Source organism: Arthrobacter sp. UNC362MFTsu5.1, from assembly GCF_000685965.1.
GTDB lineage: Bacteria > Actinomycetota > Actinomycetes > Actinomycetales > Micrococcaceae > Arthrobacter.
Window position 1 is genome coordinate 36,552 of sequence record NZ_JMLE01000025.1, and the last position, 24,418, is coordinate 60,969.

Sequence of the window (24,418 nt, forward strand, 5' to 3'; positions counted from 1 at the left end):
TTAGAACGTCTTTCCGGCCGAGCCGAGCTGCTTGGTGGCTTCCACCACGCGGGCGGCGAGTCCGGCTTCAGCGGAGGCACCCCAGACGCGCGGGTCGTAGGTCTTCTTGTTGCCGACTTCGCCGTCAACCTTCAGCACGCCGTCGTAGTTCTTGAACATGTGGTCCGCCACGGGGCGCGTGTAGGCGTACTGGGTGTCGGTGTCGATGTTCATCTTGATGGTGCCGTAGGAAACGGCGTCCGCGATTTCCTGGTCCGAGGAACCGGAACCGCCGTGGAACACCAGGTCGAACGGGCTGTCCTTGCCGATCTTCGCGCCGACCTGGGCCTGGATGTCCTTGAGGATTTCCGGACGCAGCTTCACGCCGCCCGGCTTGTACACGCCGTGTACGTTGCCGAAGGTCAGGGCCGTGATGTAGCGGCCGTTCTCGCCGGCACCGAGGGCTTCGATGGTGGCCAGGGCGTCTTCCACCGTGGTGTAGAGCTTTTCGTTGATCTCGTTCTCGACGCCGTCTTCCTCGCCGCCGACCGTGCCGATCTCGACCTCGAGGATCATCTTGGCAGCAGCGGTGCGCTCGAGCAGTTCACGGGCGATGCGGAGGTTTTCCTGCAGGGTCTCGGCGGAGCCGTCCCACATGTGCGAGTTGAAGATCGGGTTGCGTCCGGCCTTGACCTCGGCCTCGGAGGCTGCCAGCAGCGGCAGGACAAAGCCGTCCAGCTTGTCCTTGGGGCAGTGGTCGGTGTGCAGCGCGATGTTCACGCCGTAGTTCTTGGCGACTTCGCGGGCGAACGCGGCGAAGCCCAGGGAGCCGGCAACCATGTCCTTGGTGGAGGCGCCGGACCAGTAGGCTGCACCGCCGGTGGAAACCTGGACGATGCCGTCGGACTCAGCCTCGGCGAAGCCGCGCAGGGCCGCGTTCAGCGTCTGCGAGGACGTGACGTTCACGGCCGGAAATGCGAAGCCGCCCGCCTTGGCGCGGTCGATCATCTCGGAGTAGATCTCTGGGGTTGCAATGGGCATGCTGACTCCTAAAGTGAATTTCGTCTACGGGTTGTGTTGACCCTGGAGTGAACCTCGTCGGCTAGCACCCATCCTAGCCATTTCTGCGAAGCGGCAGTGTTTCGGGTCACTGGCCGGGTAACACTTTGCACTGGCCCGCTGCACCGAGGTGGCACTTCGAAGGGACTAGACGGACTGGCTGAACACGTGCCTGCGGATCCAGGCGTGCATGGCGATGGCGGCCGCGGACGCCGCGTTGATGGACCGGGTGGAGCCGAACTGCTCGATCGACAGGGTGTCCAGGGCCGCCTCGTGGACCTCCGGTGTCAGGCCCGGACCTTCCTGGCCGAACACCAGGACGCAGTTCTTCGGGAGGTCGTAGGTTTCCAGCGGCACGGAATCGGGGAAGATGTCGATCCCGATAATCGCCAGCCCCTCCCCCTGCGCCCACGCCACGAAGTCCTCCACGGTGGGGTGGTGGCGGACGTGCTGGTAGCGGTCGGTGACCATGGCCCCGCGACGGTTCCACCGGCGTCGTCCGATGATGTGCACTTCCTTGGCGAGGAACGCGTTGGCGGTGCGCACCACGGTGCCGATGTTGAGGTCGTGCTGCCAGTTTTCGATCGCGATGTGGAAGTCGTGGCGCTTCGAATCCAGGTCCGCCACGATCGCCTCGTGCTTCCAGTAGCGGTACTTGTCCACCACGTTGCGGCGGTCGCCGTCGGCCAGGAGGTCCGGGTCCCAGTGTTCCCCTTCGGGAAGCTCGCCTTCCCAGGGCCCGACGCCGACCTCCGCCTTGGGCTCCGGTTCCTCGCCGGAGGGGGAACCAGGCGGGGAGGCGGGCGCTGCTGGGGTCTGGGGGTCAGTCACGCTTCAACTTTAGCCGCGGCGTAGCCGTCCAGCTTCCAGCGGCCGGCCCGGTCCGTCATTCTTCGGTTCCGGATGTTCCGGCGCGCCAAAAATGACAGACTGGGAGCCGGAACCGGCCCATCACCGTTGGAGGATCAGCATGGCAAAGTCAGACGAAGTACGTTCATCGGCAGCGCTCTACCGGAGCGGCCAGGAGATCGAATGCTGGCTGACGGACATGGACGGCGTGCTGGTCCACGAAAACCAGCCCATCCCCGGCGCCGCGGAACTGATCCAGCGCTGGGTGGACACGTCCAAGCGCTTCCTGGTGCTCACCAACAACTCCATCTTCACGCCCCGCGACCTGGCCGCACGGCTGAAGTCCTCCGGCCTGGAGATCCCGGAGGAGAATATCTGGACTTCGGCACTGGCCACCGCCCAGTTCCTGAAGGACCAGGTGCGCGGCTCGGATTCCGGGAACCGCGCGTACACCATCGGCGAAGCAGGACTCACGACGGCGCTGCACGAGGCCGGCTTCATCCTCACCGACCAGAACCCCGACTTCGTGGTGCTCGGCGAAACCCGCACCTACTCCTTCGAGGCCATCACCATGGCCATCCGGCTGATCCTTGCCGGCGCCCGCTTCATCGCCACCAACCCGGATGCCACCGGCCCGTCCAAGGACGGCCCCATGCCCGCCACCGGCGCCATCGCAGCACTGATCACCAAGGCCACCGGCCGCGAACCCTACATTGTGGGCAAGCCGAACCCCATGATGTTCCGCTCGGCCATGAACCAGATCGACGCCCACTCCGAGACCACCGCCATGATCGGCGACCGGATGGACACCGACATCATCGCCGGGATGGAGGCAGGGCTGCACACCGTGCTGGTCCTCAGCGGAATCACGCACAAGGACGACATTGCCGCCTACCCGTTCCGGCCCAACCAGATCCTGAACTCGGTGGCTGACCTCAAGAGCCAGATCTAGCCCGGCTCCGGGCGCAGGCTTCGGGGGCAGGTCAGGATCCGGGCAGCAGGTCAGAAGGCGGTCATCTTGGGGCCGCCGGTAGGCAGCGGGAAGATCTCATCCTGCAGCTCCTCCAGGATGGGCCGGTAGACAAACGGGTTCCACTGGGGGCTGGCATGCGCCGGAAGGGCGTCGTCGGTTCGGCGGTCATTGGACACCATGTTGGCCGCAAACGTCCGCGACCACGATTCGCGGGCTGTCTGGTAATTCACGGTGCCGTCCCGGGGATTGCCGATGAAGGCCATCCGCGTCCCGCCCAGCTTGTCCGCGAACCGGGTGGCGTCGAAGTGGTAGATGTAGGCGGATTCGGACTGGATCAGCACACTGGACGGCGCGATCGGCGAAAGCTGCTCCAGGCTCTGGTCCACCACCTGGCGCCAGGACCGTTCATCTTTGTGCACGATGCGCTCGCCCAGCTCGTACCCGCCGCGCAGCACCGTGGGAACCCGGAATCCGCCCTCGTAGAGCACCACCACGCCTTCGAACCAGCTCTGGTCCAGGACGTCGTACTTGCTGTACGGGCTGGAGTCCAGCAGGATGAATTCCACCTCCACGCCGTGCAGTTCGCGAAGCCGGGCAGCAACCTGCGTTGCCACCATGCCGCCGAAACTGTGGCCGTAGAAATACAGGCGGGTCAGCTGCTTGGCCCGGACATGCTCAATCACCGCAATCACGATCTGGTCAATGTCCAGCCCCTGGTTGGAATAGCCGACGGCGGCCAGCTGGCCGCGCTGGCGCAGTGCACCGCGCAGGGAATTGAGGATCCACTGCGCTTCCTCCCAGCTGGTCTTGTAGCCGGGAAACAGGATCCAGCTGGCGTTCGGGTAGTAGCTCTCCGCGAAATCATCGCCCACCGTCAGGATCCTGTTGGTGCGGCGCTCGGCCTGGACATACCGGGTGAAAAACATGTCGGTGGCCAGCAGCGCTGCCGCACCCGCCCCCGCCAGGAAGTTGCGCCGGGAAAACCGCCTGAGTTCTGCTGCATGCTTGAGGAGGCGGCCCTCGGCTGATCCGGGGCCGCCCTCAGGCTGTGGTGGCTCCTGGACTTGCGGCACACCTCTACCGTAGCCACAGCGGAAGCCGGATATGAAACGAGCGAAACCGGCTAGTTCGCGGGCTCGGCCGGAAGCGCCCGCAGGGCCTCCGTTGCGGCGTTCCGGCCGGCTTCTGCATTCTCCCGCCGCGAAATTTCCACCCCGATCGCGTCATACTGCGCCAGCAGCTCAGTTCCGGCAATGGCAGCGGGATCGTCCAGCAACCCGAAGACCGAGTCGCTGGCAGCCAGGAGTTCGTCGTCGGAGTACTGGGCCAACGGTCCGCAACCGGAGGGGTCGATGGAGGCGGCGAATTCACCGGTGATTTCAACAGTCTTCACACCGGGTCCGGCATCAGGGCCGATGCTGTCCAGCCTGGGCATGAATTCGAGTGAAACGCCGGAACCCGCTGCAGGACCGCCGTCGGAGGTGCCGCCGTCGACCGCGTTGAGGTCGTTGCGGAGCCCCACCAAAGCGGGCGATTCCACGAACGCGGCCTGGGAGAGATCCACCCGGATGTGGGCAGTGACACCCATCCGGCGGATACGGCGGATGACGTGCACCAAGGCGGGTCGGGATTCCTGGTTGAGGCTGCCCCGGACATCGATCCGAACAACGTCGGCGGCGACGTCCAGCTTAACGAGGGCGTGAAGTTTGCGGTCCATAGGTACTCCAAAAAAGGGTGTCTATGGCCGACGGCTCAACCTCGGACAGCGTAGCTTCCGCGCGCCGGCAACACAAGCCCCGCAGTGCGGCCCGGGTCAGGCTGTCCCGGGCCTGCCTCCGGTCAGCCCACCCGGGACTTGCCCTGCCTGGGCTCCTCGAAGTGGGTCCGGGTGCCCGCCCCGCCGACGGAATCCACCAGGGACTTGGCGATGTCCCGCAGCTTGACGTTGCTGTTGCTGGACGCGTCCGTCAGGATCTGCACGGCCGCTTCCTGGCTGCAGCGGTTCTGCGCCATCACGATGCCCACGGCGATGTCGATGGTGGTCCGGGACTCCAGCGTTGCCCGGAGGTTGGTGGCGCTGTCCGTGTGCAGCGAAAACCTGACGGCCAGGCGCAGCGCCTGCGACACTTCGCGTGTGTACCCCCGGGCGCGCGCCGCCGCCTTCTCATCGAACTTGTGCGGGACATCCGAGTAGAGGTTCAGGGCGGCCTTCGCATCGCCCTGGAGGTGGAACGGGAGGGACAACACCGAACGCAGTCCGTGCGAGGCAACGGCGTCGGCGTAGTCCGGGCCCCAGCGGTCCTCTTCGAAAAGGTCCGGGACGTGGACCTCCCGCTCCTCCTCGGCAGCCGTCAGGCAGGGCCCCTGCGAGAGCGAATACTGGATCTCGTCCACCTCACGCGCCGAATCGCTGCTCCAGCCGATGGTGGCCGCCTTGCGATCCCGGAGCAGCGTGATGCCGCAGAGGGCGTCGTCACCGTCGCCCGCCATCTGGTGCGCGGAAAAGCGCGCCAGTTCGTTGAGGAATTCCTCGAAGTCGGCACTCTCCAGGATGAGGTTCTGGATCTGTTCGACGGTGTTGGGAACTGGGTTCGGTGCTGGGTTGGACGGGAGCATGGCGCGGTCTCTCCAGGTGCGTGACTTGAATTTGAGCTACGCAAATTGTAGGGTCCCGCCTCTAGGCCATTCAAGCGGGGTTAGCTCCCGGCTGAATCATGCAGCTGAAACGCGCTGCTGCAGAGCGCGCTGCCGCCGGCCCGCACGCTAGCTCAGGCCGAGCTCATCCTTGCCGAACGCGAACAGGTAGGGAACGCCGGTCTCCGCTTCAATTTTTTCCTTGGCGCCGGTGTCGCGGTCCACAATCACGGCGACGGCCACAACGTTGCCGCCGGCCTTGCGGACACCCTCGACGGCGGTCAGTGCGGATCCGCCGGTGGTGGACGTGTCCTCGAGCACCAGGACCTTGCGGCCCTCGACGGAGGGTCCTTCCACTTGGCGGCCCATGCCGTAGGACTTCTGGGCCTTGCGGACAACAAACGCGTCCACGGTGCGGCCGGCATCCACGGCGGCATGCATCACAGCGGTGCCCACCGGATCGGCGCCCATGGTGAGGCCGCCGGCGCACTCAAAGTCGATGCCGGCGTCGTCGATCAGCGAGAGCATGACCTGGCCCACCAGCTTGGACGCCTCGTGGTGCAAAGTGATGCGTCGGAGGTCGATGTAGTAGTCAGCCTCGGCCCCGCTGGACAGGATCACCTTGCCGCGGACAACGGCGAGTTCCTTGATGAGTTCAAGCAGGCGGGCACGGGCGGCAGCAGCGTCAGCTGCACGGGGGCTGGTGGCAGTCATGGGGTCCAGTTTAGTGGCTCCGCGGTTTGTGACGGCGCGTCCTGCCCCGGCAGGAGAACAGGCAGGAGAACAGGCAGGAGAGCGGGCCGGGGGCGTCCCACGGGACTTTCTACTCTATCCAGTTCTCCCGGCGAGGAGTCCGATTGAACCATGACGGCCGGAACCGCTCCATCGACCCGCTGGCCCGCAATCCCGAAGGACGTCCTTGGCCTGGCCGTCCGCCCCAACATGGTGGATTACGACGCCAGCCGCGCCGCTTTCTCCTGGGATGAGGCGCGCCATGAGCTGGCAGGGCTGCCGGACGGCGGCGTTAACATAGCCTTCGAGGCCGTGGACCGCCATGCCGCAGGCGAACGGGCCGGCCACGAGGCCCTGCGGTTCATCCGCGCCGACGGCACCGCGCGCTCCCTCAGTTACGCGGAACTTGCCGAACAGACCGCACGGTTTGCCGGCGTCCTGCACGGGCTGGGAATCGGCCGCGGGGAACGGGTCTTTTCGCTCATGGGCCGCAGCCCGGAGTTGTACGTCGCGGTACTGGGGACGCTCAAGAACGCCAGCGTTTTCTGCCCCCTGTTCTCCGCCTTCGGCCCGGAACCCGTCCGCCAGCGCCTTCAGCTGGGGGCCGGCCGCGCCCTGGTCACCACCCGGGCGCTGTACCGGCGGAAGGTTCTGCAGATCCGGGACCTGCTGCCGGAATTGGAGCACGTCCTCCTGATCGATGCCGAGGGCCGGCCGGACCCGGGCACCCTGGACCTGGCCGAACTCATGCGGGACGCGCAGCCGCTGGAGACGGCGTCCACCCGCGCCGAAGAAATGGCCCTGCTGCACTTCACCAGCGGCACCACCGGCACCCCCAAAGGGGCGATCCACGTGCACGACGCCGTCACCGCCCACCGCGCCACCGGCTTCTTTGCACTGGACCTGCACCCGGACGACATCTACTGGTGCACGGCGGACCCCGGCTGGGTCACCGGCACCTCCTACGGTGTGATCGCTCCCCTCACCCACGGCGTGACCACCATCGTGGACGAAGAGGAGATGGACGCGGACCGGTGGTACCGGATCCTCGCAGAGCAGCACGTCACGGTCTGGTACACCGCCCCCACCGCCCTGCGCATGCTGATGAAGGCCGGTGCCGGCCACGCCGCCGGGCATGACCTGTCCGCCCTGCGGTTTGTGGCGAGCGTGGGCGAACCGCTCAACCCCGAAGTGGTGGTGTGGGGACAGGAAGCCTTCGGCCAGCCCGTCCACGACAACTGGTGGCAGACCGAAACCGGCGGCATCATGATTTCGAACTACCCCGCCATGGAGATCCGGCCCGGTTCCATGGGCCGGCCCCTGCCCGGCGTTGAGGCCGCGATTGTGGCCCGGGACCCGGACGGCAAACCGGTGCTCCGGGACGGCGAGGCCGTGTTGCTCACCGAACCGGATGCGGTGGGCGAACTGGCGCTCCGGCCGGGCTGGCCGTCCATGTTCCGCGGCTACCTCCATGAAGACGAACGGTACCGGCGCTGCTTCGCCGGGGGCTGGTACCTCACCGGAGACCTGGCCAGGCAGGACGCCGACGGGTACTTCTGGTTTGTCGGCAGGGGCGACGACGTCATCAAGTCCTCCGGGCACCTGATCGGACCGTTCGAGGTGGAGAGTTCGCTGATGGAGCACGAAGCGGTGGCCGAGGCCGGGGTGATCGGCGTGCCCGATGCCGTTGCCGGCGAAGTGGTCAAGGCCTTCGTGGAACTGCGCACCGGGTGGCAGCCCTCGGAGGCGCTCAAGCTGGACATCATCGGCTTTGCCCGCAAACGGCTCGGCCCGGCGGTGGCGCCCCGGCTGCTGGACTTCACCGACGCGCTGCCCAAGACCCGGAGCGGCAAGATCCTCCGGCGGCTCCTGAAAGCCCGCGAACTCGGCCTCCCCGAGGGTGACACGTCAACCATCGAGACCCCGGCCGGCACCTACCCCGGAGCGCCGGCGTGAGCGGCACAGCAGCGCGGGGATCCGGAAGCTCGGACTCCGACCATACACGCCACCTGCTCCATCAGATGCTGCGGGTGCGGCGGCTCGAAGAGCAGTGTGTGGAGCTCTACAGTGCCGCGAAAATCCGCGGGTTCCTGCACGTCTACATCGGCGAGGAAGCGGTCGCCGCGGGGGTGATGAGTACCCTGGCTCCGGACGACGCCGTGGTGGCAACGTACCGGGAACACGGCCATGCGCTGCTGCGCGGCGTGTCCGCGGGCGCCATCCTGGCCGAAATGTACGGCTATGTTGAAGGCTGCTGCCGGGGCCGCGGCGGCTCCATGCACCTGTTCGACGCCGCCACCCGCTTCTACGGAGGCAACGCGATCGTGGCGGGCGGACTGCCGCTGGCCGTTGGCCTGGCGCTCGCGGACAAGATGTCCGGCCGTTCCCGGGTGACCGCCTGTTTCTTCGGCGAAGGCGCCGTTGCCGAAGGGGAATTCCACGAGAGCCTGAATCTCGCCGCGCTCTGGCAGCTGCCGGTCCTGTTCTGCTGCGAGAACAACCTGTATGCCATGGGCACGGCCCTGGCCCGCTCCGAATCGCAGACCGATATTGCCCTCAAGGCGGCCAGCTACGAAATCGCCTCGTGGTCCGCGGACGGGATGGATGTGCTCGCCGTCGAAGAGGCTGCTCGCCGCGCCGTGGACGCCGTCCGGTCCGGCGGCGGACCGCACTTCCTCGAGCTCCGGACCTATCGGTTCAGGGCCCACTCCATGTTCGATCCCGAACGGTACCGGGAAAAAACGGAGGTCTCCCGCTGGATGGAACGCGATCCGATCAACACGCTGCGGAAAGCGCTGGAAGACGCCGGCCAGCTGACGGAGAAGGACTGGAAGAAAATCCAGCAGGACGTGGACGCGGAGGTGAAGGCCGCCGTCGAGTTTGCCGAAGCCGGCACGCTGGAGCCGGTGGAGGAACTGACCCGGTTCGTGTACAGCGAACGGCGCCCGCAATGAAGACCACCTACCGCGAAGCCATGCGGGCAGCCATCCGGGACGCCCTCCAGCGCGACGAGCGGGTGTTCCTCATGGGCGAGGATGTTGGCGCGTACGGCGGATGCTTCGCCGTGAGCCTTGGCCTGTTCGAGGAGTTCGGCCCGGAGCGGATCCGGGACACGCCGTTGTCCGAATCCGGCTTTGTGGGCGCCGGCATCGGGGCCGCCCTGGGCGGGATGCGGCCCATTGTGGAGATCATGACCGTCAATTTCAGCCTGCTGGCTCTGGACCAGCTGGTCAACAACGCCGCTACCCTGCTGCACATGTCCGGCGGGCAGTTCAACGTGCCGCTGGTCATCCGGATGACCACGGGCGCCGGGCGCCAGCTGGGAGCCCAGCATTCGCACAGCCTGGAGGGGTGGTACGCCCACATCCCGGGGCTGCGGATCCTCACCCCCGCAACCCTCGAGGACGCCCGCGGGATGCTGTGGACGGCGCTGGAAGACCCGGATCCGGTGCTGATCTTCGAGCACGGAACCCTGTATAACGTGGCCGGGGACCTCGCTGACGACGCCGGCCCGGTGGATATCAGCACGGCCGCCGTCCGCCGCCCCGGCAAGGACATTTCGCTCATCACCTACGGCGGAACGCTGCCGGCAGTGCTCGACGCCGCCACGCAGTTGGCAGCCGAGGGAATCGACGCTGAGGTGCTGGATTTGCGCGTGCTGCGCCCGCTCGACGACGCCGCCGTCCTGGGGAGTGTGGCCCGGACCCACCGCGCCGTGGTGGTGGACGAAGGCTGGCGGAGCGGCAGCATCTCCGCAGAGCTGTCCGCCCGGATCACCGAGAACGCCTTCTTCGACCTGGACGCACCGGTGGGCCGCGTCTGCAGCGCCGAAGTGCCGTTGCCCTACGCCAAACACCTGGAGCTGGCTGCACTGCCCACGGCGGAACGCATCGCCGCCGCGGCCCGCGAGGCGGTCGGCGCGCGTGGGTGATTTCAGGATGCCGTCCCTGGGCGCGGACATGGAGCACGGCAAGATGGTGGAGTGGCTGATCAAGCCCGGCGACTACGTGCACCGCGGTGATGTGGTGGCCGTGGTGGACACGGACAAGACCGTCATGGACGTGGAGACCTTCGAAGAGGGCGTGGTGGCCGAGCTCCTGGTGGATGTTGGCACCACTGTTCCCATCGGCACCCCCTTGGCCCGGATCACCCAGACCCCGGACGACGGCGCCGGCCAGGCAGGAGGGCAGCCGGCGGTCCCGCCGGCACAGGCCGGTCCGGAAGCAGCCACGGCGCAGGTTCCTCCCCCGGTCCGGCACCTGGCACACCAGCTTGGTGTGGACCCGTCCGGAATCCGCGGCACAGGCAAGCACGGCGCGGTCACCCGCGCCGACGTGGAACGCGCGGCGGCCGTGCAGCCGGCGCGGCCGGTTCCTGAAGCCGGGCCGGTGCCAAAAGCCGCGCCGGTTCCTGAAGCTGCCCCGGCTCCGGCTGCTGGCCCGGCACCCCGCGCGACCCGGGTGCGGTCCTCGCCCCGGGCACGGCGGCTGGCGGACCAGCTCGGCGTCGACATCGGCACGGTGCCGGGGACGGGCCCGGACGGCGCCGTCACCGAGGCTGACATCCAGCGTGCCGTGCAGGGAGCCGGTGCGCCCGCTTCCGCGGAAGGTACCGCCTCGGCGGAAACGACGGCAGCGGGAGCGACGGCAGCAGAGGCGCAGCCCGCGGAGGAGGCACCGCCGTCGGACGCGCAGGACCGCTTGTCCAGCCTCCGCAGGTCCATCGGCTCGCTTATGACCCGTTCCAAGCAGTCCATCCCGCACTACTACGTCAGCACCACGCTGGACCTCCGCGCCGCCATCGGGTGGATGCAACAGGTCAACGAACAGCGTCCGGTGGCCTCGCGGCTGGTTCCGTCCGCCCTGCTGTTGAAGGCGACAGCCGTGGCCGCGCGCGAGATCCCGGAAGTCAACGGCTTTTTCACGGACGGGGTGTTCCGGCCGAGCAGCACCGTGCACCTCGGGGTGGCCGTGGCCCTGCGGCACGGAGGCCTGGTGGCGCCTGCCATCCACGATGCCGACACCCTGGCCGTGGACGTGCTGATGCAGAAGCTCCGGGACCTGGTGGGCAGGGCCCGGGCGGGGCGCCTGCAGCGCGCGGAAATGGCCGATCCCACCATCACGGTCACGAATCTGGGCGACCTTGGAGTGGAGTCTGTGTACGGCGTCATCTACCCGCCGCAGGTGGCCATGGTGGGCCTGGGCAAGGTGGTGGAGCAGCCCTGGGCGCAGGACGGCATGCTGGGTGTGCGGCCCGCCGTCACCGCCACACTGTCCGCCGACCACCGGGTGAGCGACGGACTCCGGGGTGCCCGCTTCCTGGCCCGGATCGACGAACTGCTGCAAAAACCGGAGGAGCTATGAATGAGCAGGAGGCGCGGCAGGCCGTGCGCGCGGCCATCAACCAGGTGGCCCCGGACGTGGAGCTGGACGGCCTCGACGAGGGGTCCAGGCTGCGGCAGGACCTTGAGCTGGATTCGCTGGATTTCCTGAGGCTGGTGGAAACCATCGATGAGGCCACAGGCGTGGACATCCCTGAACGCGACTACGCCTCCGTGGCCACGGTGAAGGGCCTGATCGACTACGTCGCCTTACGCGGCTGAGCGCTGGGCCCGGCGGGCAAAGCCGGGCGCGTGCTCCGGCCTTGGCCCGAAGGCGATGAGCCGCGGCATGAGCCTTGTCAGCGCCGGAACGCGCCTGGCAAGGAACAACACCACTGACGGAACCCCGGCCCTCCTTCCGGCGAACAGGGGGACGAAAACCGCCCGGTGCATGATGCGCTGGACGGTCTGGAGCAGAACGGTGGGCATCCGGCGCCGCCGTTCCACCGCGGCGAGATCATGCACTGTCACCCGCCCCTGCAGCAGGCCCGGGGCCAGCCGCGCGGCCGCGGCCACCGCGTCCTGGATGGCCAGGTTGATGCCCACCCCGCCTGCCGGGGACATGGCATGGGCGGCGTCGCCAATGCACAACAGCCCGTCCACGTACCAGTGCCGCAGCCGGTCCAGCCGCACATCCAGGAAGTGAAGGTCATCCAATGAACGGATGGCGTCCACACGGTCCGCCAGGTCCGGCCGCAGCGCGGCGACGCGTTCCCTGAACCGTTCAACTCCCTCGGCACGGATCCGGGCATCCGTTCCCTTGGGGCCGAGGTACCCCATCTGGTAGTAGTCGTCGCGGAAGAGCGCAATCATGGCTTCGCGGCCCCGGAAGGCCGGGACGATGCCCGCCACGGCGCCTTTTTCCGACGCGTGGCGCGGGAGCTTGAACCACCAGGTGTCGAAGGGAACGGGGTATTCCTTCGGCTGCAGGCCGGCGGAGCGGCGCAGCACCGAATGCCGCCCGTCCGTGGCCACCACGAGGTCCGCGTGGATCGCCCCCTCGGTACTTGCCTCTTCGCTGCCCCCACGGGTCCGGTAGCGGACGCCGGTGACGCGGCCGTCGTCGAACATCAACGATGTGGCTTCATGCCTCATCAGCAGCCGGAACGTGGGTTCCCGCGCGGCCTCGGTGGCCAGGAAGTTCAGGAAGTCCCATTGCGGCATCATGGCGATGTAGTTGTACGGCGGCTTCAAGGAGGCGAAATCGCCGAGCGTCAGCATCCCGCCGTTGGGGAGGGGAAAGGCGGCGGCGTTCAACCTGCTCTGCGGGAGCTTCCGGAATTCGTCGCCGAGTCCCAGTTCGTCGATCAGCCTGATGGTGGAGGCGTGCACGGTGTCGCCGCGGAAATCCCGCAGGAAGTCGCCGTGTTTTTCGAGCACCGTGACTTCCACACCGGCCCGGGCCAGCAACAGGCCCAGCATCATCCCCGCCGGCCCTCCGCCGGCAACAACGCACGCCGTTTGTTCCATGCACCCACGCTACGCCGGACACACAAAGGCCGCACGCGCAATTGCTGCGCGTGCGGCCTTGGTGTCCTGCCTGGACCGGATCAGAGCCGGGTGTCGAAGGAATCGCAGAACACGTTCTCGTTGAACGTTCCCTGGAACTCCGAGCTGCCCATGATCTTTTGGATGGTCGCCCGAATGGCCTCGGGCGACCCTGCGTGGGCGTGGATGGCGGTCTTCACCATCGGCACGTCAATCAGGTGGTTGGGCTGGTTGAGCGAGACGAACACGGTGGGGACCTCTGTGACGTACCACGGGATCTCCGCGGCCATCGGGGTGGACCACTTGATCCGGATGGCTGCCTCCTGGGCGAAGCCCTTCACATTGGCGAACACGAACGCGGCGTCGTACTTGTCCGCGTAGTCGCCGGTGGCTTCCTCGGAGATGACCGACATGAAGTTCACGCCGGTCTCCCCTGCCGCTTCGCGCTGGTCCGCCGTCTTGAACAGGTGCACCTCGAAGCCGGCGTTTTCCAGCTCCGCCTTGACGGTGTCCAGGTAGGCCAGCGGGTCGGCGCGGGTGAAGTCCGAACCTCCGGAGATGCCGTACAGGCGGATCCGTTTGTGCGTAGCCGGCGTGATGGGCAGGTTGTTGGCGGTGTCCTTGACCAGGGTGACGGTCTTGTCCGCGATGTCGGCTGCGACAGCGCGGTGGGCGTCACTGCCGATCACGGCGAGTGCTTCCACAGGCGGCACTAGCTCGTTGCGTGCCTTCCGGTGCAAACCGAGCGATGCCTTGAGGGCAAGGATCCGGCGCAGCGCGTCATGCAGGCGCTGCTCGGTGATGACGCCGGACTTGTAGCCGTCCAGCATGTACTGGAAATCTTCCGCGGGGTTGCGGAAGAACAGGAACATGTCGCAGCCGGCCGCAATGGTGGCCGGCACCAGGTCACGGCGCTTCATGGCCTGGGTCAGGCCGATCATCTGTGAGGCGTCGGTGAGGATCAGTCCGTTGAAGCCGAGTTCGCCGCGGAGCAGGTCCTGGAGCAGTTCCGGCGCCAGCGTGGCCGGGCGGATGTCCTTGTCCGCCAGGCCGGGACGGAAGTGCCGGGACAGTTCCGGCGCCCCGATGTGGCCGATCATGATGGACTGCACGCCGTGCCCGATCATTTCCCGGTAGACGTGCCCGTAGCTCCGGTTCCACTCCTCATAGCCGAGGGTGTTGTACGAGGTGACCACGTGCTGGTCGCGCTCGTCCATGCCGTCGCCCGGGAAGTGCTTCATGGCGCAGGCGGTGGGTGACTCGCTGATGCCGTCGAAGTACTCCTTGGCGCGCTCCACCACGATCTCCGGCGTGTTGCCGAAGGTCCGGGTGGAGATGACCGTGTTCCGCCAGTTGTAGTGGATGTCCACGATCGGCGCGAACGCCCAGTTGCAGCCCAGTGCGGCGGTTTCGACGCCGGCCACCTGGCCCATCTGCCGGGCGATGGCCTTGTCCGGGTGCGAGCCGGCCTGCAGGTGCGTCGACACGAACGTCCCGTCGTCGCAGCTTCCGGCTCCCCCCATTTCCGGGTTGGAAGCCACCAGCAGCGGGATCCGGGTCTTGGACTGCGCGTAGCGGATGTGCTCCTGCACGGCGGCGGAGGGGCCCGGCCGGTAGCGCATGCCGCCCACGTGGTAGTTCTCCAGCACACCGTCGAGGTACTCCGGGGAGTAGTCGTTGTTGTGGTTGATGAACAGCTGGCCGATCTTTTCCTCGAGGCTCATCGACTCCAGGGTGCTGTTCACCCACTGGACCGCTGCGTCGTCGAGGTTGAACGGCGCGGCCTGGAGGTCGACGTCGAACTGGCGCGGCTGGGTGCCCGCGGCACCGTCGGCGGTACCCGCCGGAGCGGTGGCCGCGTCGGCGTTAACAGCCCCGGCAGCGTTCACGACGGCGGCGATCCCGGCCAGCGCTTCGGCCACCACCTGGTCCACCGGCGCGGCGATGTCCACCACGATGCCGGCTTCGTCGGCGTCGAGCGGTTCCAGCGTTGCGAGTTGGGAATCAAGCAGGGCAGGCGGCATGAAGTGCCCGGAGCGGCCTTCAGTCCGTGACCTCAGCACCTCTTTGCTGCCGTGCAGGTGCAGGAACACGGTGTCCGGCGCCTGTTCCCTGATGGCGTCACGGTAGCTTCGCTTGAGCGCCGAGCACGCCAGCACCAGCCCGCCGTTGCCGGCGGCTGCGAGTTCGGAACCCACGGTGGCCAGCCAGGGCCAGCGGTCCTCGTCCGTCAGGGGCGTGCCGGCGGCCATCTTGGCGACGTTCTCCACGGGGTGGAGCGAATCGCCGTCGAGGAACGGTACGCCCAGCTCGCGGGCCACCAGGTCGCCAATGGTGGTCTTGCCGCAGCCGGAGACGCCCATGACGATGATGCGGTGCTTGGTGCTGCCGTGTTGTGTCGCGGATTGTTCTGTCACGGGGTGTTCTGTCACGACTCGTGCCTCACCAGTCATGGACGGTGCCGTCAACCAGGCGGTTGTAGGGCAGGTAGGCCTGCTGGTACGGGAACGCGGCCGCTGCCTCCTCGTTGAATTCGACGCCGATGCCGGGCTTGTCGCCCGGGTGCAGGTAGCCGTCCTTGAAGGTCATGGACTGCTGGAAGACCTCGTTGGTCTTGTCCGAGTGCTGCATGTATTCCTGGATGCCGTAGTTGTGGATGGCCAGGCCCACGTGCAGCTGCGCGGCGAAACCGACCGGGGAGATGTCGGTGGGGCCGTGGAAGCCGGACTTGATCTGGTACTGCGCGGCGAAGTCCATGACCTTCTTCAGCGGTGAGATGCCGCCGAAGTGCGTGGAGGCTGCCCGGACGTAGTCGATCAGCTGTTCCTTGATGATGGTCTGGTAGTCGTACACGGTGTTGAAGATTTCACCGATGGCCAGCGGAGTGGTGGTGTGCTGGCGGACCAGGCGCAGGGCTTCCTGGTTCTCGGCCGGGGTGCAGTCCTCGAGCCAGAACAGGTCATAGGGTTCCAGGGCCTTGCCCAGCTTGGCGGCCTGGATCGGGGTCATGCGGTGGTGGCCGTCGTGCAGCAGCGGCAGTTCCGGACCGAATTCGTTCCGGACGGCCTCGAACACGGTGGGCAGGTGGCGCAGGTAGGCCCGGGTGTCCCAGTCCTCTTCCACCGGGAACGCGCCGCGGCCGGCGGGCTCGTAGTCATAGCGTTCGCCGGAGGCCTGGGCCTGGGCGGCGACGCCGTAGACGGCCTTGATGCCCGGAACGGCGGTCTGGATGCGGACGGACTTGTAGCCGAGTTCCAGGTGCTCGCGGACGGAGTCGAACAGGGAGGGGATGTCCGCGCCGGAGGCGTGGCCGTAGGCACGCAGGCCGTTGCGGGAGGCACCGCCCAGGAGCTGGTACACCGGCATGCCGGCCACCTTGCCCTTGATGTCCCACAGCGCCATGTCCACGGCGGCGATGGCGGCCATGGTCACCGGGCCGCGGCGCCAGTACGAGCTGCGGTACAGGAACTGCCAGGTGTCCTCGATCCGGTGCGGGTCCTTGCCGATCAGCAGCTGTGCGACGTGTTCCTTGAGGTATGCGGCGACGGCGAGCTCGCGGCCGTTCAGGGTGGCGTCACCGATGCCGGTCACACCGTCCTCCGTGGTGATCCGGAGGGTCACGAAGTTACGGGACGGGCTTGTCACGAAGACTTCCGCGGCAATGATTTTCACAGCTGTTCCTTTCGAGCGGGGCTGGGTCGAGGAGTGGGTCGGGGCTTAGTTGGAGGTGGTGAGGGGCTTGGCGGCGTCTGCGGCTTCTTCGCCGGTGCGGCGTGCCTGGATTTCGTTGAGGATCTCGGCGTGCATGGCGTCGGTCAGTTTGTACTTGGACATGACCAGGACGGCGAGGATGGTCAGCACTGCCGGGATGGCGCCGGCTGCAAGCTGGATTCCGAAGAGGGCGTCGGCCGTCTGTGCACCGCCGGACTTGTAGCCGCCCAGTGCCAGGGCGTAGGCGGCGAGGGCGCCGCCCACGGCCTGGCCGGTCTTGCGGGTGAAGGAGAACAGCGCGTAGGTGATGCCCTCGGTGCGGACGCCGGTCTTCCATTCTCCGTACTCCACCGTGTCGGCTTCCAGGGCCCACACCACGATGTTGACGGCGAGGACGCCCACGAGGCTGATCACGAGGCCGGAAAAACCGATCCAGACCTGGCTGGCGGGGGTGAAGAAGATGATGGTTCCGCCGATGACGGTGAGCACCGACGAGTAGATGTAGACGCGCTTCTTGCCGATGGAGCGGACCAGCCTGGGCATGAACCCGGCCAGCACGAAGGTGGCGGCCAGCTGGATGATGGACAGCACCGGGTACAGGCCCAGGTTTCCGAGGACGTCGCGCAGGTAGTACAGCTGCACCGAGGTCAGTGCCAGGTAGCCGGAGAGGAAGAAGAACGAGCTGATGCACAGCATCAGGAGGGGCTTGTTGCCCTTCAGGGTTTCCATGCTCTGCTTGACCGAGACGTTCGGGACGGCGCGGTGGACGCGTTCCTTGGCGGTCATGACGGTGAAGAAATACAGGGCTGCGCCGATAACGACGAACACCAGGGTGATGGTGGTGAAGGTTGACTGCAGGTCAGCGCCCGGCTTGATCAGCGGTGCCACGAAGATGCCGAGGGCCGAACCCACCAGCAGGCCGCCCACCATGCGTGCGGAGCCAAGCTTGGCGCGCTCCCCCGGGTCCTGGGTCATGGCGCCGGCCAGGGAGCCGTAGGGGATGTTGACCAGGCTGTAGGCCAGGCCGAGTGCCGCGTAGGTGACGTAGGCGTAGAGCAGGGTGCCGGATTCGCCGAGCTGCGGGACGGAGAACGTTGCCACGCTCAGGAGCAGCAGCGGGATGGAGCCGAACATGATGAATGGACGGAACTTCCCGAAGCGCCTGCTGAAAGTGCGGTCCACCATGCGGCCGGCGAAAACGTCGGCGAAGGCGTCGAAGATCCGGACCACCAGCAGCAGCGTGCCTGCCGCTGCGGCCGAGATTCCTGCAACGTCCGTGTAGTAGACCAGGAGGAACATGGTGGCCGTGGTGAAGGCGAGGTTGTTGGCGGCATCGCCGGCGCCGTAGCCGAGGATGCTGAGCTTTCCTAGTTTGCTGGGTTTTTTCATGATTGGGCTCCTTTACCCGGTGCCGCCTCCGTGGAGCCGGCGAAAAAATGGTCAGAAATGCTACGGGGTGGTGATGCTGCTGTTCGGGGCGGCATTCTTGGTGCCGGCCAGTGCGGTCCAGCGCTGGCGGAGGGCGTACGCGGCGGGCTTGGGCCGGCGGTCGCGGGTGAAGACGCCCTTCTTGTTGCCGTCCACGCGCATGATGCCGTTGGACGTCTGGAAGTCCGCGAAGTTCCAGACCTGCTCGCCCACCATGGCGTCCACCCGGTCGAACACCCGGTGGTACATGGATAGGAAGGCGGCCTGGTATTCCTCGCTCCAAGGCTGCTCATAAATGGAGTGGAAGCCGGGCATGGTGTCCGGGCCGTACTCGGTCATGATCATGGGTTTGCCGTACTTGGCTTCCCATTCGCGCAGTTCCTTTTCCAGGACCTGTTCCGCTGTTTCGAGGTCCCCGTTGTTCAGGTACCAGCCGTAGTAGCGGTTGAGCATGATGACGTCGAAGAGGTCCCCGAGCAGTTCCTTGTCCGGGGTGTCGAACATGACGTTGACGTAGCCCACGGGGCGGGTGGGGTCCAGCTCGCGGGTCAGTTCCGCCAGGGGCTGGAAGTACTCGCGTGCGCCTTCCTCGGAACCGTTGGGTTCGTTGGCGATGGACCAGATGACCACGGACGGGTGGTTCTTGTCCCGGGCCACGAGTTCGGTGATCGCCTGCCGGTGGTTGGCCGCCGTATTGGCGTCCACGCCCCCGTCCTCGTAGGTCTTCTTGGCGATGCCGCCAAAGACGGCGCCGAAGCCGAGGTGGAGGCCCACAGCCGCGGTTTCGTCGATGACCACAATGCCGTGGCGGTCGGCGAACTCCATGACTTCCTCGGCGTAGGGGTAGTGCGAGGTGCGGAACGAGTTGGCGCCCACCCAGTCCAGGAGCTGGAAGTCGTTGACCATCTGGGCGTTGCTGTTGCCCTTGCCGACCGTGACGTGGTCCTCGTGCATGCCGAAGCCGGTGAAGTAGAAAGGCTCGCCGTTGATCAGGAATTCCTTGCCGCGGACCTCCACGGTCCGGACGCCGACGGGCAGCGTGTAGCTGTCCAGCAGCCGGCCGCCTTCGCGGATTTCGGCGGTCAGGCTGTAGAGGTAGGCGGCGCCGGGCTGCCAGAGCACGACGTCGTTGATCACCAGCGCGCCGCTGGCGCCGTCCGCACGGGAAACCTCGACGCCGTCGGCGTCCTTGAGCGTAACGGTCACCGTTTCGCTACCCGTCCCGCCAGCGGTGGTGCCTGCCGTCGCGATCGTGTAGTCCACCGTGCCGGTGGGGCCGTCGAAGCCGGTGACCACCGTGATGTCGTCCACGGTGACCGCCGGGGTGCTGTACAGCCAGAGGCTGCGGTGCAGGCCGGCGTAGTTGTAGAAGTCGTGGAGGTAGCTCTGCTGGCGTCGGCCGTCTTCCGTGACGGTGATGCTGCCCGGCGGAATGGTGGCCTGGGTGAGCTCGTTGTTGACGGAAACCGTGAGCCGGAATGTCTTGCCCGGAGTGACGTGGTCCGTGATGTCCGCGCTGAACGGCATGTAGCCGCCGGTGTGCCGGGCCACGAGGATCCCGTCCACCCACACCATGCCCTCGTGCGTTGCCGAGTCGAGGCGGAGGTGGATGCGCTCCCCTGCCCAGCCGCGCGGGACGCGGACTTCGCGCTGGTACCAGACGTAGCCCACGTGGTCGCGGATGGCTTTGTCCGGGAAGACGTCGTTGTAGCTGGCGGGGACGCCCATTTCCAGCCCGGTGTCCAGGGGCGCCTTGAACCATTCCTCGCGGTGGCCGGCGCGGTCAAAGTCCACCTTGAAAGCGTAGAGGCCGTCGAGGTTGACCAGTTCGCGCGTTTCGCTGGCTTGGGGCTTCAGCATCTGGAGGTCCTATCGCGTCTTTGCGGTCTGTGCCGGGAGGAGGATTCTGGGGAGTCCGGCGGTGCGCCGGTCTTTGCTCTTGTTGTAATCCTAATCACTTGGCAATCAAATGGCAAGCGGTTGCCATAATATTTGTTGAAAGTTCATTAAACACCGCTGCCCGGGTCCCGGGGATCCGGGAGCCGGGCAGCGGCGCGTGCGGAGGACGCTAACGGGAGACAGCCAGCTCCCCGAACGTTCCGCACAGGTCTTCGATCAGCTCAACGACGGCGCCGTCCCCGGCCAGGACCGGATCCACGATGTCCAGCAGGGCGCGGATCCGTTCGGTGCCGTCGAGCAGGTTGGCCGCGGCCACGGCCTCAGCCAGGGGATCCTGGAACGCGGCGGCGGCCGCGCTGTAGTCCATCCAGGCGGCAATCATGAGGGCGGCGGCCGCCCCGGTCCTGCCGGCGGCACGCTCGGCCTGCAGCACCGGAACGGCGCGCATCCGGAGCTTGGTGCTGCCGTCCATGGCGATCTGCGCGAGGTGGTGGGCGATCCTGGCGTTGCTGAAGCGTGCCAGCAGGGCGGCACGGTACTCCGGGATTTGCAGCTCGGCGGCGTTTCCGCCCGGCCCGGAGAGGTTCGCCTCGGCTTCGTCCCAGAACTTTTCCACGGCCCGGAGGCACATTGGATCCGCCAGGGCCTGCGCCACGGTGGTGTGGCCGCGGAGCTGGCCCGCGTACGCCAGCAGTGAGTGCGCGCCGTTCAGGAGCCACAGCTTGCGGTTCTCGTACGGCTCGATGTCGGCCACGAAGACCGCGCCTGCGTCCTCCCAGCGGGGACGGCCGGCGGGGAAATCCCCGCTAAGCACCCAGTTGGCGAAGGGTTCGGCAACCACGGGCGAAGTGTCCCGGTAGCCGCACGCGGCCTGGACGGCGGCGACATCCGCCTCCGTGGTGCGCGGCGTGATGCGGTCCACCGAGGTGCTGACGAAGCTGATGTTGGCATCGATCCAGTCGCCGAGGCCCGCATCCCATGCGCCGGCCATGCCCACCACGGCGTTGTGCGCCACGGTGCCGTTGTTGGAGAGGTTGTCGCAGCAGACCACGGCCAGCGGTCCCGCTCCGGCAGCCCGGCGGGCGGCGAGGGCCAGCACCAGCCGGCCCAGCGGCGTCGTCGGGAATCCGTTGCCGGCCAGCAGCGAAAGGTCAGCGACGACGTCGGGCGCCTTGGCGTCGAGGTGCCCGTCCGCGCCGAGCCGGTAGGCCGCTTCGGTGATGGTCAGGGTGACGACGGCCGTGGCCGGAGCCGCGATCAGCTCCGCCAGGCGCTGGACGTCGGCGCCGTCGATGGCCTCCACGATGCTGCTGACCACGGCGAAGGTGTCGCCGCCGTCGGCCCGTTCCACCACGGTGTACAGCCCGTCCTGTTCGGCCAGGGCCAGCGCGGCATCGGGGCGGCGGCCGGTGAAGGCGGCGATGCCCCAGTGCGCGGCGTCCGACGCCTGGTGGGTGTACCAGGCCTGGTGCGAGCGGTGGAAGGCGCCCAGCCCGAGGTGGACGATGCGTACGGGCGCTTTGGCGGACGGGCGCAGGCGGCGGTTCAGCCGCGGCAGGTCCACAGCTTCTACGGCCGCTTCAGGTTGCAGTTCGGTGCTCACAGTTTGAAGACCCTTCGGGGCGAGCCGTCGACGAGGTCGACGATCAGTTCGTGGGCGCGGTCCTCGCTGACGCGGTGCTCCGCTACCAGGCGGGCCAGGAAGGAGGCCTCGATCCGGCGGGAGGCGTCGTGGCGGGCGGGGATGGAGCAGAACGCGCGGGTGTCGTCGATGAAGCCGGACGAGCGGGAGAAGCCGGCGGTCTCGGTGACCGCCGAGCGGAAGCGCAGCATGGCGTCCGGGGCGTCCAGGAACCACCACGGGGCGCCGAGGTACACGGACGGATAGAAGCCGGCCAGCGGCGCGAGTTCGCGGGAGAACACGGTCTCGTCCAGGGTGAACAGCACCAGGTGGAAGTCCTTGGCGGTGCCGAAGTCCTGCAGCAGCGGGCGGATCGCCTCGGTGTAGTTGACGGCGAACGGGATGTCGTGGCCGGTGTCCGCGCCGTAAGTGTTGAAGGTGGGTTCGTGGTGGTTGCGGTACGAGCCCGGGTGGATGGTCATGACCAGGCCGTCTTCCACGGACATCCGCGCCATCTGGTACATCATGTGGGCTTCGAAGTCTTCGCGGTCCTGCGCCGTGGCCTGGCCGGAGCGGGCCCGGTCAAACAGCTTTGCCGCATCGCCGGCGTCAAGCTTGAGCGTTGACGGCGTGCGGACGCCGTGGTCCGCGGAAACTGCGCCGTGCTCCACGAAATAACGACGCCGGTTTTCCAGCGCGGTGATATACCCGGCATAGCCGGTGCCGCCGTCGCCCGCTGCCGCGATGAGGCGGTCAACGTTGGCGGACCACGCGGGGTGGGCGATGTTCAGGTATTGGTCCGGCCGGAACGTGGGCAGGACGCGGCCGTGGAAGGTGGGGTCGTCGGCGATTGCCTTGTGGCTGGCCAGGCTGTCCAGGGGATCATCGGTGGTGGCCAGGACCTCGATGTTGAAGTCCTTGAAGAGCTGGCGCGGTCGGAAGCCCGGTTCCAGCAGCTTGGCGGAAATCGCGTCGTAGCTGGCATCGGCGGTCTCGGCGCTGATCTCCAGCTGGAGGCCGAACACGCTGTCGAACTGCGTGCGGAGCCAGTAGCCGGAGGCGGTGCCTTCGAACAGCGGCCAGGCCTTGCAGAACTCGTGCCAGACGGCGCGGGAGTCCGGCTGGGTGGTATTGGAGTCCCGCAGCCGGTCCAGCGGAACGCCGCTGGCGTGGATCAGGCGGGTGACGTAGTGGTCCGGGCTGACCAGCAGCGCTGCCGGGTCCGGGAAGGGGGTGTTGTGCTCGATGACAGCGGCGTCAACGTGCCCGTGCGGGGAAATGATGGGGAGGTCCTGGACGCGCTGCAGGAGGTCGCGCGCAATGCTGCGCGTTCCGGGATCCGCGGGCAGGAGCCGGTCTGGGTTGGCGGCAATCGACTGTGACATAGATCAATGGTCCGGGTTGCCAAGGGCATTTGTCAACCGGTTGCCATAAATTGCCATTAAGTTGCGGGGTGGCCGGGCGGCCGGGGTGGCAGGGCTGCCCGGGTGGCGGGGCTGCCCGGCCTCAGCCCGCGGGGAGGAGCCGTCCGCTGGAGCCCCGCAGCACCAGCTCCGTTTCGACGCGCAGCGTCCCCGCCGGCTCCCCCGTGCCGTGGAGCAGGTCAAGGAGCAGGGTGGTGGCACCGGAGCCGCACTCCCCCAGCGGCGAGCGGACGGTGGTGAGCGGCGGCGTGGTGAAATCCGCCCCGAAGATGTCGTCGAAGCCCACGATGCTGATCTGGTCCGGCACCACCATGCCCGCTGCCTGGAGCTCCTGCATGAGTCCGATGGCCAGGAGGTCGTTGTAGGTCAGCACGGCCGTGGCACCGCTGGCCCGGACGTCGCGCGCCACCTGCCTGCCGCCGTCGACCGTTGGTTTGCTGGATTCGAGTCTGACGGCCTCAAGCCGCGACCACTCGCAGGCGGCCTGCACACCTTCCCAGCGGCGGGCGGACATCCAGGACTGCGGGGGCCCGGCAACAAAGGCGACCTTGTGGTGGCCGTTGGCGGCCAGGCTGCGGACGGCCTCGCTGATGCCCTTGTTCACGTCGGGCACCACGCACGGCACGCCGTCGACCTCGCGGTTGATGACCACCACCGGCTTGTCGCGGGCGAGGGCGCGGATGTCGTCGTCGTCCATGCGCGGGCTGGCCAGGATCAGGCCGTCCACGGTGGCCATCATGCGGCGGGCTGCCGTCAGCTCGGTGACGGCGGACTCGGCGGATTCGGCGAGCACCAGGGTGTAATCCCGCACCGTGGCGGTGGTTTCCGCGCCGCGGATGATGTCGAAGAAGGTGGGGTTGGTGATGTCCGCAACGATCAGGCCGAAGGTGTTGGTTCGGCCGGTGGGCAGGGCCCGGGCGAACGGGTTGACCTGGTAGTTCAGCTCCGCGGCGGCGTCCTCGATGAGTTTCTGTGTCTTGGCGCTGACCCGGCCCGGTTTGCTGAGCGCACGGGAAACCGTGGACGGATTGACGCCGGCAACCTTCGCAATGTCGTAGATCGTAGCGTTGGACTTGCCGTCGCGGGCGTGCTTTTTGGCCGGAGCTGTTGGTGCGGCAGCGTCCGGCGTCTTGGGTTCAGTCACGGCTCCATCGTAGTGCGGCACGGCAACAAACAGCGGGACGGTTGCCAAACGCTCTCTCACTTTCCGTCCCTTTAACGCCGACGGTCTCTCACTTTCC

General features: G+C 67.2%; 20 protein-coding genes. 6 read left to right on the top strand and 14 right to left on the bottom strand.

Features of this window, described 5'->3' with window-relative positions:
* The gene (gene fbaA / locus BS38_RS0119110; protein WP_028272257.1) at positions 1-1,020 is read right to left on the bottom strand and encodes a class II fructose-bisphosphate aldolase; all 1,020 of its coding nucleotides are present in this window, start codon (positions 1,018-1,020) and stop codon (positions 1-3) included.
* Positions 1,021-1,185: 165 nt separating this feature from the next.
* On the bottom strand, positions 1,186-1,869 hold the full coding sequence (locus BS38_RS0119115; RefSeq protein ID WP_028272258.1) for a TrmH family RNA methyltransferase: 684 nt from the start codon (positions 1,867-1,869) through the stop codon (positions 1,186-1,188).
* A 139-nt stretch (positions 1,870-2,008) separates the two neighbouring features.
* Between BS38_RS0119115 and BS38_RS0119120 the strand changes: the two genes are divergently transcribed.
* Positions 2,009-2,839, top strand: a complete 831-nt coding sequence (locus tag BS38_RS0119120; protein ID WP_028272259.1) for an HAD-IIA family hydrolase — start codon at positions 2,009-2,011, stop codon at positions 2,837-2,839.
* Positions 2,840-2,889: 50 nt separating this feature from the next.
* On the opposite strand, the gene BS38_RS0119125 is transcribed toward BS38_RS0119120, so the two are convergent.
* From BS38_RS0119125 to pyrE, 4 genes are all read right to left on the bottom strand, one after another.
* Positions 2,890-3,933: a thioesterase domain-containing protein gene (locus tag BS38_RS0119125; RefSeq protein WP_028272260.1), complete on the bottom strand. Its 1,044-nt coding sequence runs from the start codon at positions 3,931-3,933 to the stop codon at positions 2,890-2,892.
* A gap of 50 nt (positions 3,934-3,983) precedes the next feature.
* A complete protein-coding gene (locus BS38_RS25700) occupies positions 3,984-4,577 on the bottom strand; it encodes a hypothetical protein (protein ID WP_051629028.1) in 594 nt (197 codons plus the stop codon).
* 122 nt (positions 4,578-4,699) lie between these two features.
* A complete protein-coding gene (locus tag BS38_RS0119135) occupies positions 4,700-5,476 on the bottom strand; it encodes a GAF and ANTAR domain-containing protein (protein WP_028272261.1) in 777 nt (258 codons plus the stop codon).
* A gap of 147 nt (positions 5,477-5,623) precedes the next feature.
* A complete protein-coding gene (pyrE, locus tag BS38_RS0119140) occupies positions 5,624-6,208 on the bottom strand; it encodes an orotate phosphoribosyltransferase (RefSeq protein ID WP_028272262.1) in 585 nt (194 codons plus the stop codon).
* Between the two features lie 150 nt (positions 6,209-6,358).
* Here pyrE and acsA point away from each other — a divergent pair, with 150 nt between their 5' ends.
* The 5 genes from acsA to BS38_RS0119165 are packed head-to-tail and all read left to right on the top strand — an operon-like array spanning position 6,359 to position 11,828.
* Entirely contained in the window at positions 6,359-8,182 is a 1,824-nt protein-coding gene (acsA, locus tag BS38_RS0119145; protein WP_028272263.1) for an acetate--CoA ligase, read from the top strand.
* Positions 8,179-9,180 carry a pyruvate dehydrogenase (acetyl-transferring) E1 component subunit alpha gene (pdhA, locus tag BS38_RS0119150; RefSeq protein WP_028272264.1) on the top strand — a complete coding sequence of 334 codons (1,002 nt, stop codon included), beginning with the start codon at positions 8,179-8,181 and terminating at the stop codon, positions 9,178-9,180. Before acsA ends, pdhA begins: the two co-directional genes overlap by 4 nt.
* A complete protein-coding gene (locus BS38_RS0119155) occupies positions 9,177-10,157 on the top strand; it encodes an alpha-ketoacid dehydrogenase subunit beta (protein WP_028272265.1) in 981 nt (326 codons plus the stop codon). The genes pdhA and BS38_RS0119155 overlap by 4 nt, the downstream gene beginning before the upstream one ends.
* Complete coding sequence (locus tag BS38_RS0119160; protein ID WP_028272266.1) at positions 10,150-11,589, top strand: dihydrolipoamide acetyltransferase family protein; 1,440 nt, start codon at positions 10,150-10,152, stop codon at positions 11,587-11,589. The genes BS38_RS0119155 and BS38_RS0119160 overlap by 8 nt, the downstream gene beginning before the upstream one ends.
* Positions 11,586-11,828, top strand: coding sequence for an acyl carrier protein (locus BS38_RS0119165; RefSeq protein ID WP_028272267.1), 243 nt, complete (start codon positions 11,586-11,588; stop codon positions 11,826-11,828). The genes BS38_RS0119160 and BS38_RS0119165 overlap by 4 nt, the downstream gene beginning before the upstream one ends.
* On the opposite strand, the gene BS38_RS0119170 is transcribed toward BS38_RS0119165, so the two are convergent.
* The 8 genes from BS38_RS0119170 to BS38_RS0119205 all read right to left on the bottom strand — a co-directional run bounded on the left by BS38_RS0119170 (position 11,817) and on the right by BS38_RS0119205 (position 24,321).
* Positions 11,817-13,076, bottom strand: coding sequence for an FAD-dependent oxidoreductase (locus BS38_RS0119170; protein WP_028272268.1), 1,260 nt, complete (start codon positions 13,074-13,076; stop codon positions 11,817-11,819). The two genes, BS38_RS0119165 and BS38_RS0119170, sit on opposite strands and share 12 nt — an antisense overlap.
* A gap of 80 nt (positions 13,077-13,156) precedes the next feature.
* On the bottom strand, positions 13,157-15,457 hold the full coding sequence (locus BS38_RS0119175; protein WP_043439299.1) for a gluconokinase, GntK/IdnK-type: 2,301 nt from the start codon (positions 15,455-15,457) through the stop codon (positions 13,157-13,159).
* Positions 15,458-15,536: 79 nt separating this feature from the next.
* Positions 15,537-16,766, bottom strand: coding sequence for a D-mannonate dehydratase ManD (gene manD, locus BS38_RS0119180; protein ID WP_028272270.1), 1,230 nt, complete (start codon positions 16,764-16,766; stop codon positions 15,537-15,539).
* 45 nt (positions 16,767-16,811) lie between these two features.
* Positions 16,812-18,194: a glucuronide transporter gene (uidB, locus tag BS38_RS0119185; protein WP_028272271.1), complete on the bottom strand. Its 1,383-nt coding sequence runs from the start codon at positions 18,192-18,194 to the stop codon at positions 16,812-16,814.
* A gap of 60 nt (positions 18,195-18,254) precedes the next feature.
* Positions 18,255-20,093 (bottom strand): beta-glucuronidase, encoded by a 1,839-nt coding sequence (uidA, locus tag BS38_RS0119190; protein ID WP_028272272.1) that lies wholly within the window; start codon positions 20,091-20,093, stop codon positions 18,255-18,257.
* Between the two features lie 208 nt (positions 20,094-20,301).
* On the bottom strand, positions 20,302-21,735 hold the full coding sequence (locus tag BS38_RS0119195) for a mannitol dehydrogenase family protein (RefSeq protein WP_081818977.1): 1,434 nt from the start codon (positions 21,733-21,735) through the stop codon (positions 20,302-20,304).
* Entirely contained in the window at positions 21,732-23,138 is a 1,407-nt protein-coding gene (uxaC, locus tag BS38_RS0119200; RefSeq protein WP_028272274.1) for a glucuronate isomerase, read from the bottom strand. Before uxaC ends, BS38_RS0119195 begins: the two co-directional genes overlap by 4 nt.
* Positions 23,139-23,259: 121 nt before the next feature.
* Positions 23,260-24,321, bottom strand: coding sequence for a LacI family DNA-binding transcriptional regulator (locus BS38_RS0119205; RefSeq protein ID WP_028272275.1), 1,062 nt, complete (start codon positions 24,319-24,321; stop codon positions 23,260-23,262).
* Positions 24,322-24,418: the final 97 nt, after the last annotated feature.

What these genes read in the sequence shown, in the direction of transcription:
- fbaA (WP_028272257.1), bottom strand. Translation starts at nt 1,020, where the DNA reads ATGCCCATTGCAACCCCAGAGATCTACTCCGAGATGATCGACCGCGCC.
- BS38_RS0119120 (WP_028272259.1), top strand. Translation starts at nt 2,009, where the DNA reads ATGGCAAAGTCAGACGAAGTACGTTCATCGGCAGCGCTCTACCGGAGC.
- BS38_RS25700 (WP_051629028.1), bottom strand. Translation starts at nt 4,577, where the DNA reads ATGGACCGCAAACTTCACGCCCTCGTTAAGCTGGACGTCGCCGCCGAC.
- BS38_RS0119135 (WP_028272261.1), bottom strand. Translation starts at nt 5,476, where the DNA reads ATGCTCCCGTCCAACCCAGCACCGAACCCAGTTCCCAACACCGTCGAA.
- pyrE (WP_028272262.1), bottom strand. Translation starts at nt 6,208, where the DNA reads ATGACTGCCACCAGCCCCCGTGCAGCTGACGCTGCTGCCGCCCGTGCC.
- acsA (WP_028272263.1), top strand. Translation starts at nt 6,359, where the DNA reads ATGACGGCCGGAACCGCTCCATCGACCCGCTGGCCCGCAATCCCGAAG.
- BS38_RS0119155 (WP_028272265.1), top strand. Translation starts at nt 9,177, where the DNA reads ATGAAGACCACCTACCGCGAAGCCATGCGGGCAGCCATCCGGGACGCC.
- BS38_RS0119165 (WP_028272267.1), top strand. Translation starts at nt 11,586, where the DNA reads ATGAATGAGCAGGAGGCGCGGCAGGCCGTGCGCGCGGCCATCAACCAG.
- BS38_RS0119170 (WP_028272268.1), bottom strand. Translation starts at nt 13,076, where the DNA reads ATGGAACAAACGGCGTGCGTTGTTGCCGGCGGAGGGCCGGCGGGGATG.
- BS38_RS0119175 (WP_043439299.1), bottom strand. Translation starts at nt 15,457, where the DNA reads ATGGGCGTCTCCGGCTGCGGCAAGACCACCATTGGCGACCTGGTGGCC.
- uidB (WP_028272271.1), bottom strand. Translation starts at nt 18,194, where the DNA reads ATGAAAAAACCCAGCAAACTAGGAAAGCTCAGCATCCTCGGCTACGGC.
- uidA (WP_028272272.1), bottom strand. Translation starts at nt 20,093, where the DNA reads ATGCTGAAGCCCCAAGCCAGCGAAACGCGCGAACTGGTCAACCTCGAC.
- uxaC (WP_028272274.1), bottom strand. Translation starts at nt 23,138, where the DNA reads ATGTCACAGTCGATTGCCGCCAACCCAGACCGGCTCCTGCCCGCGGAT.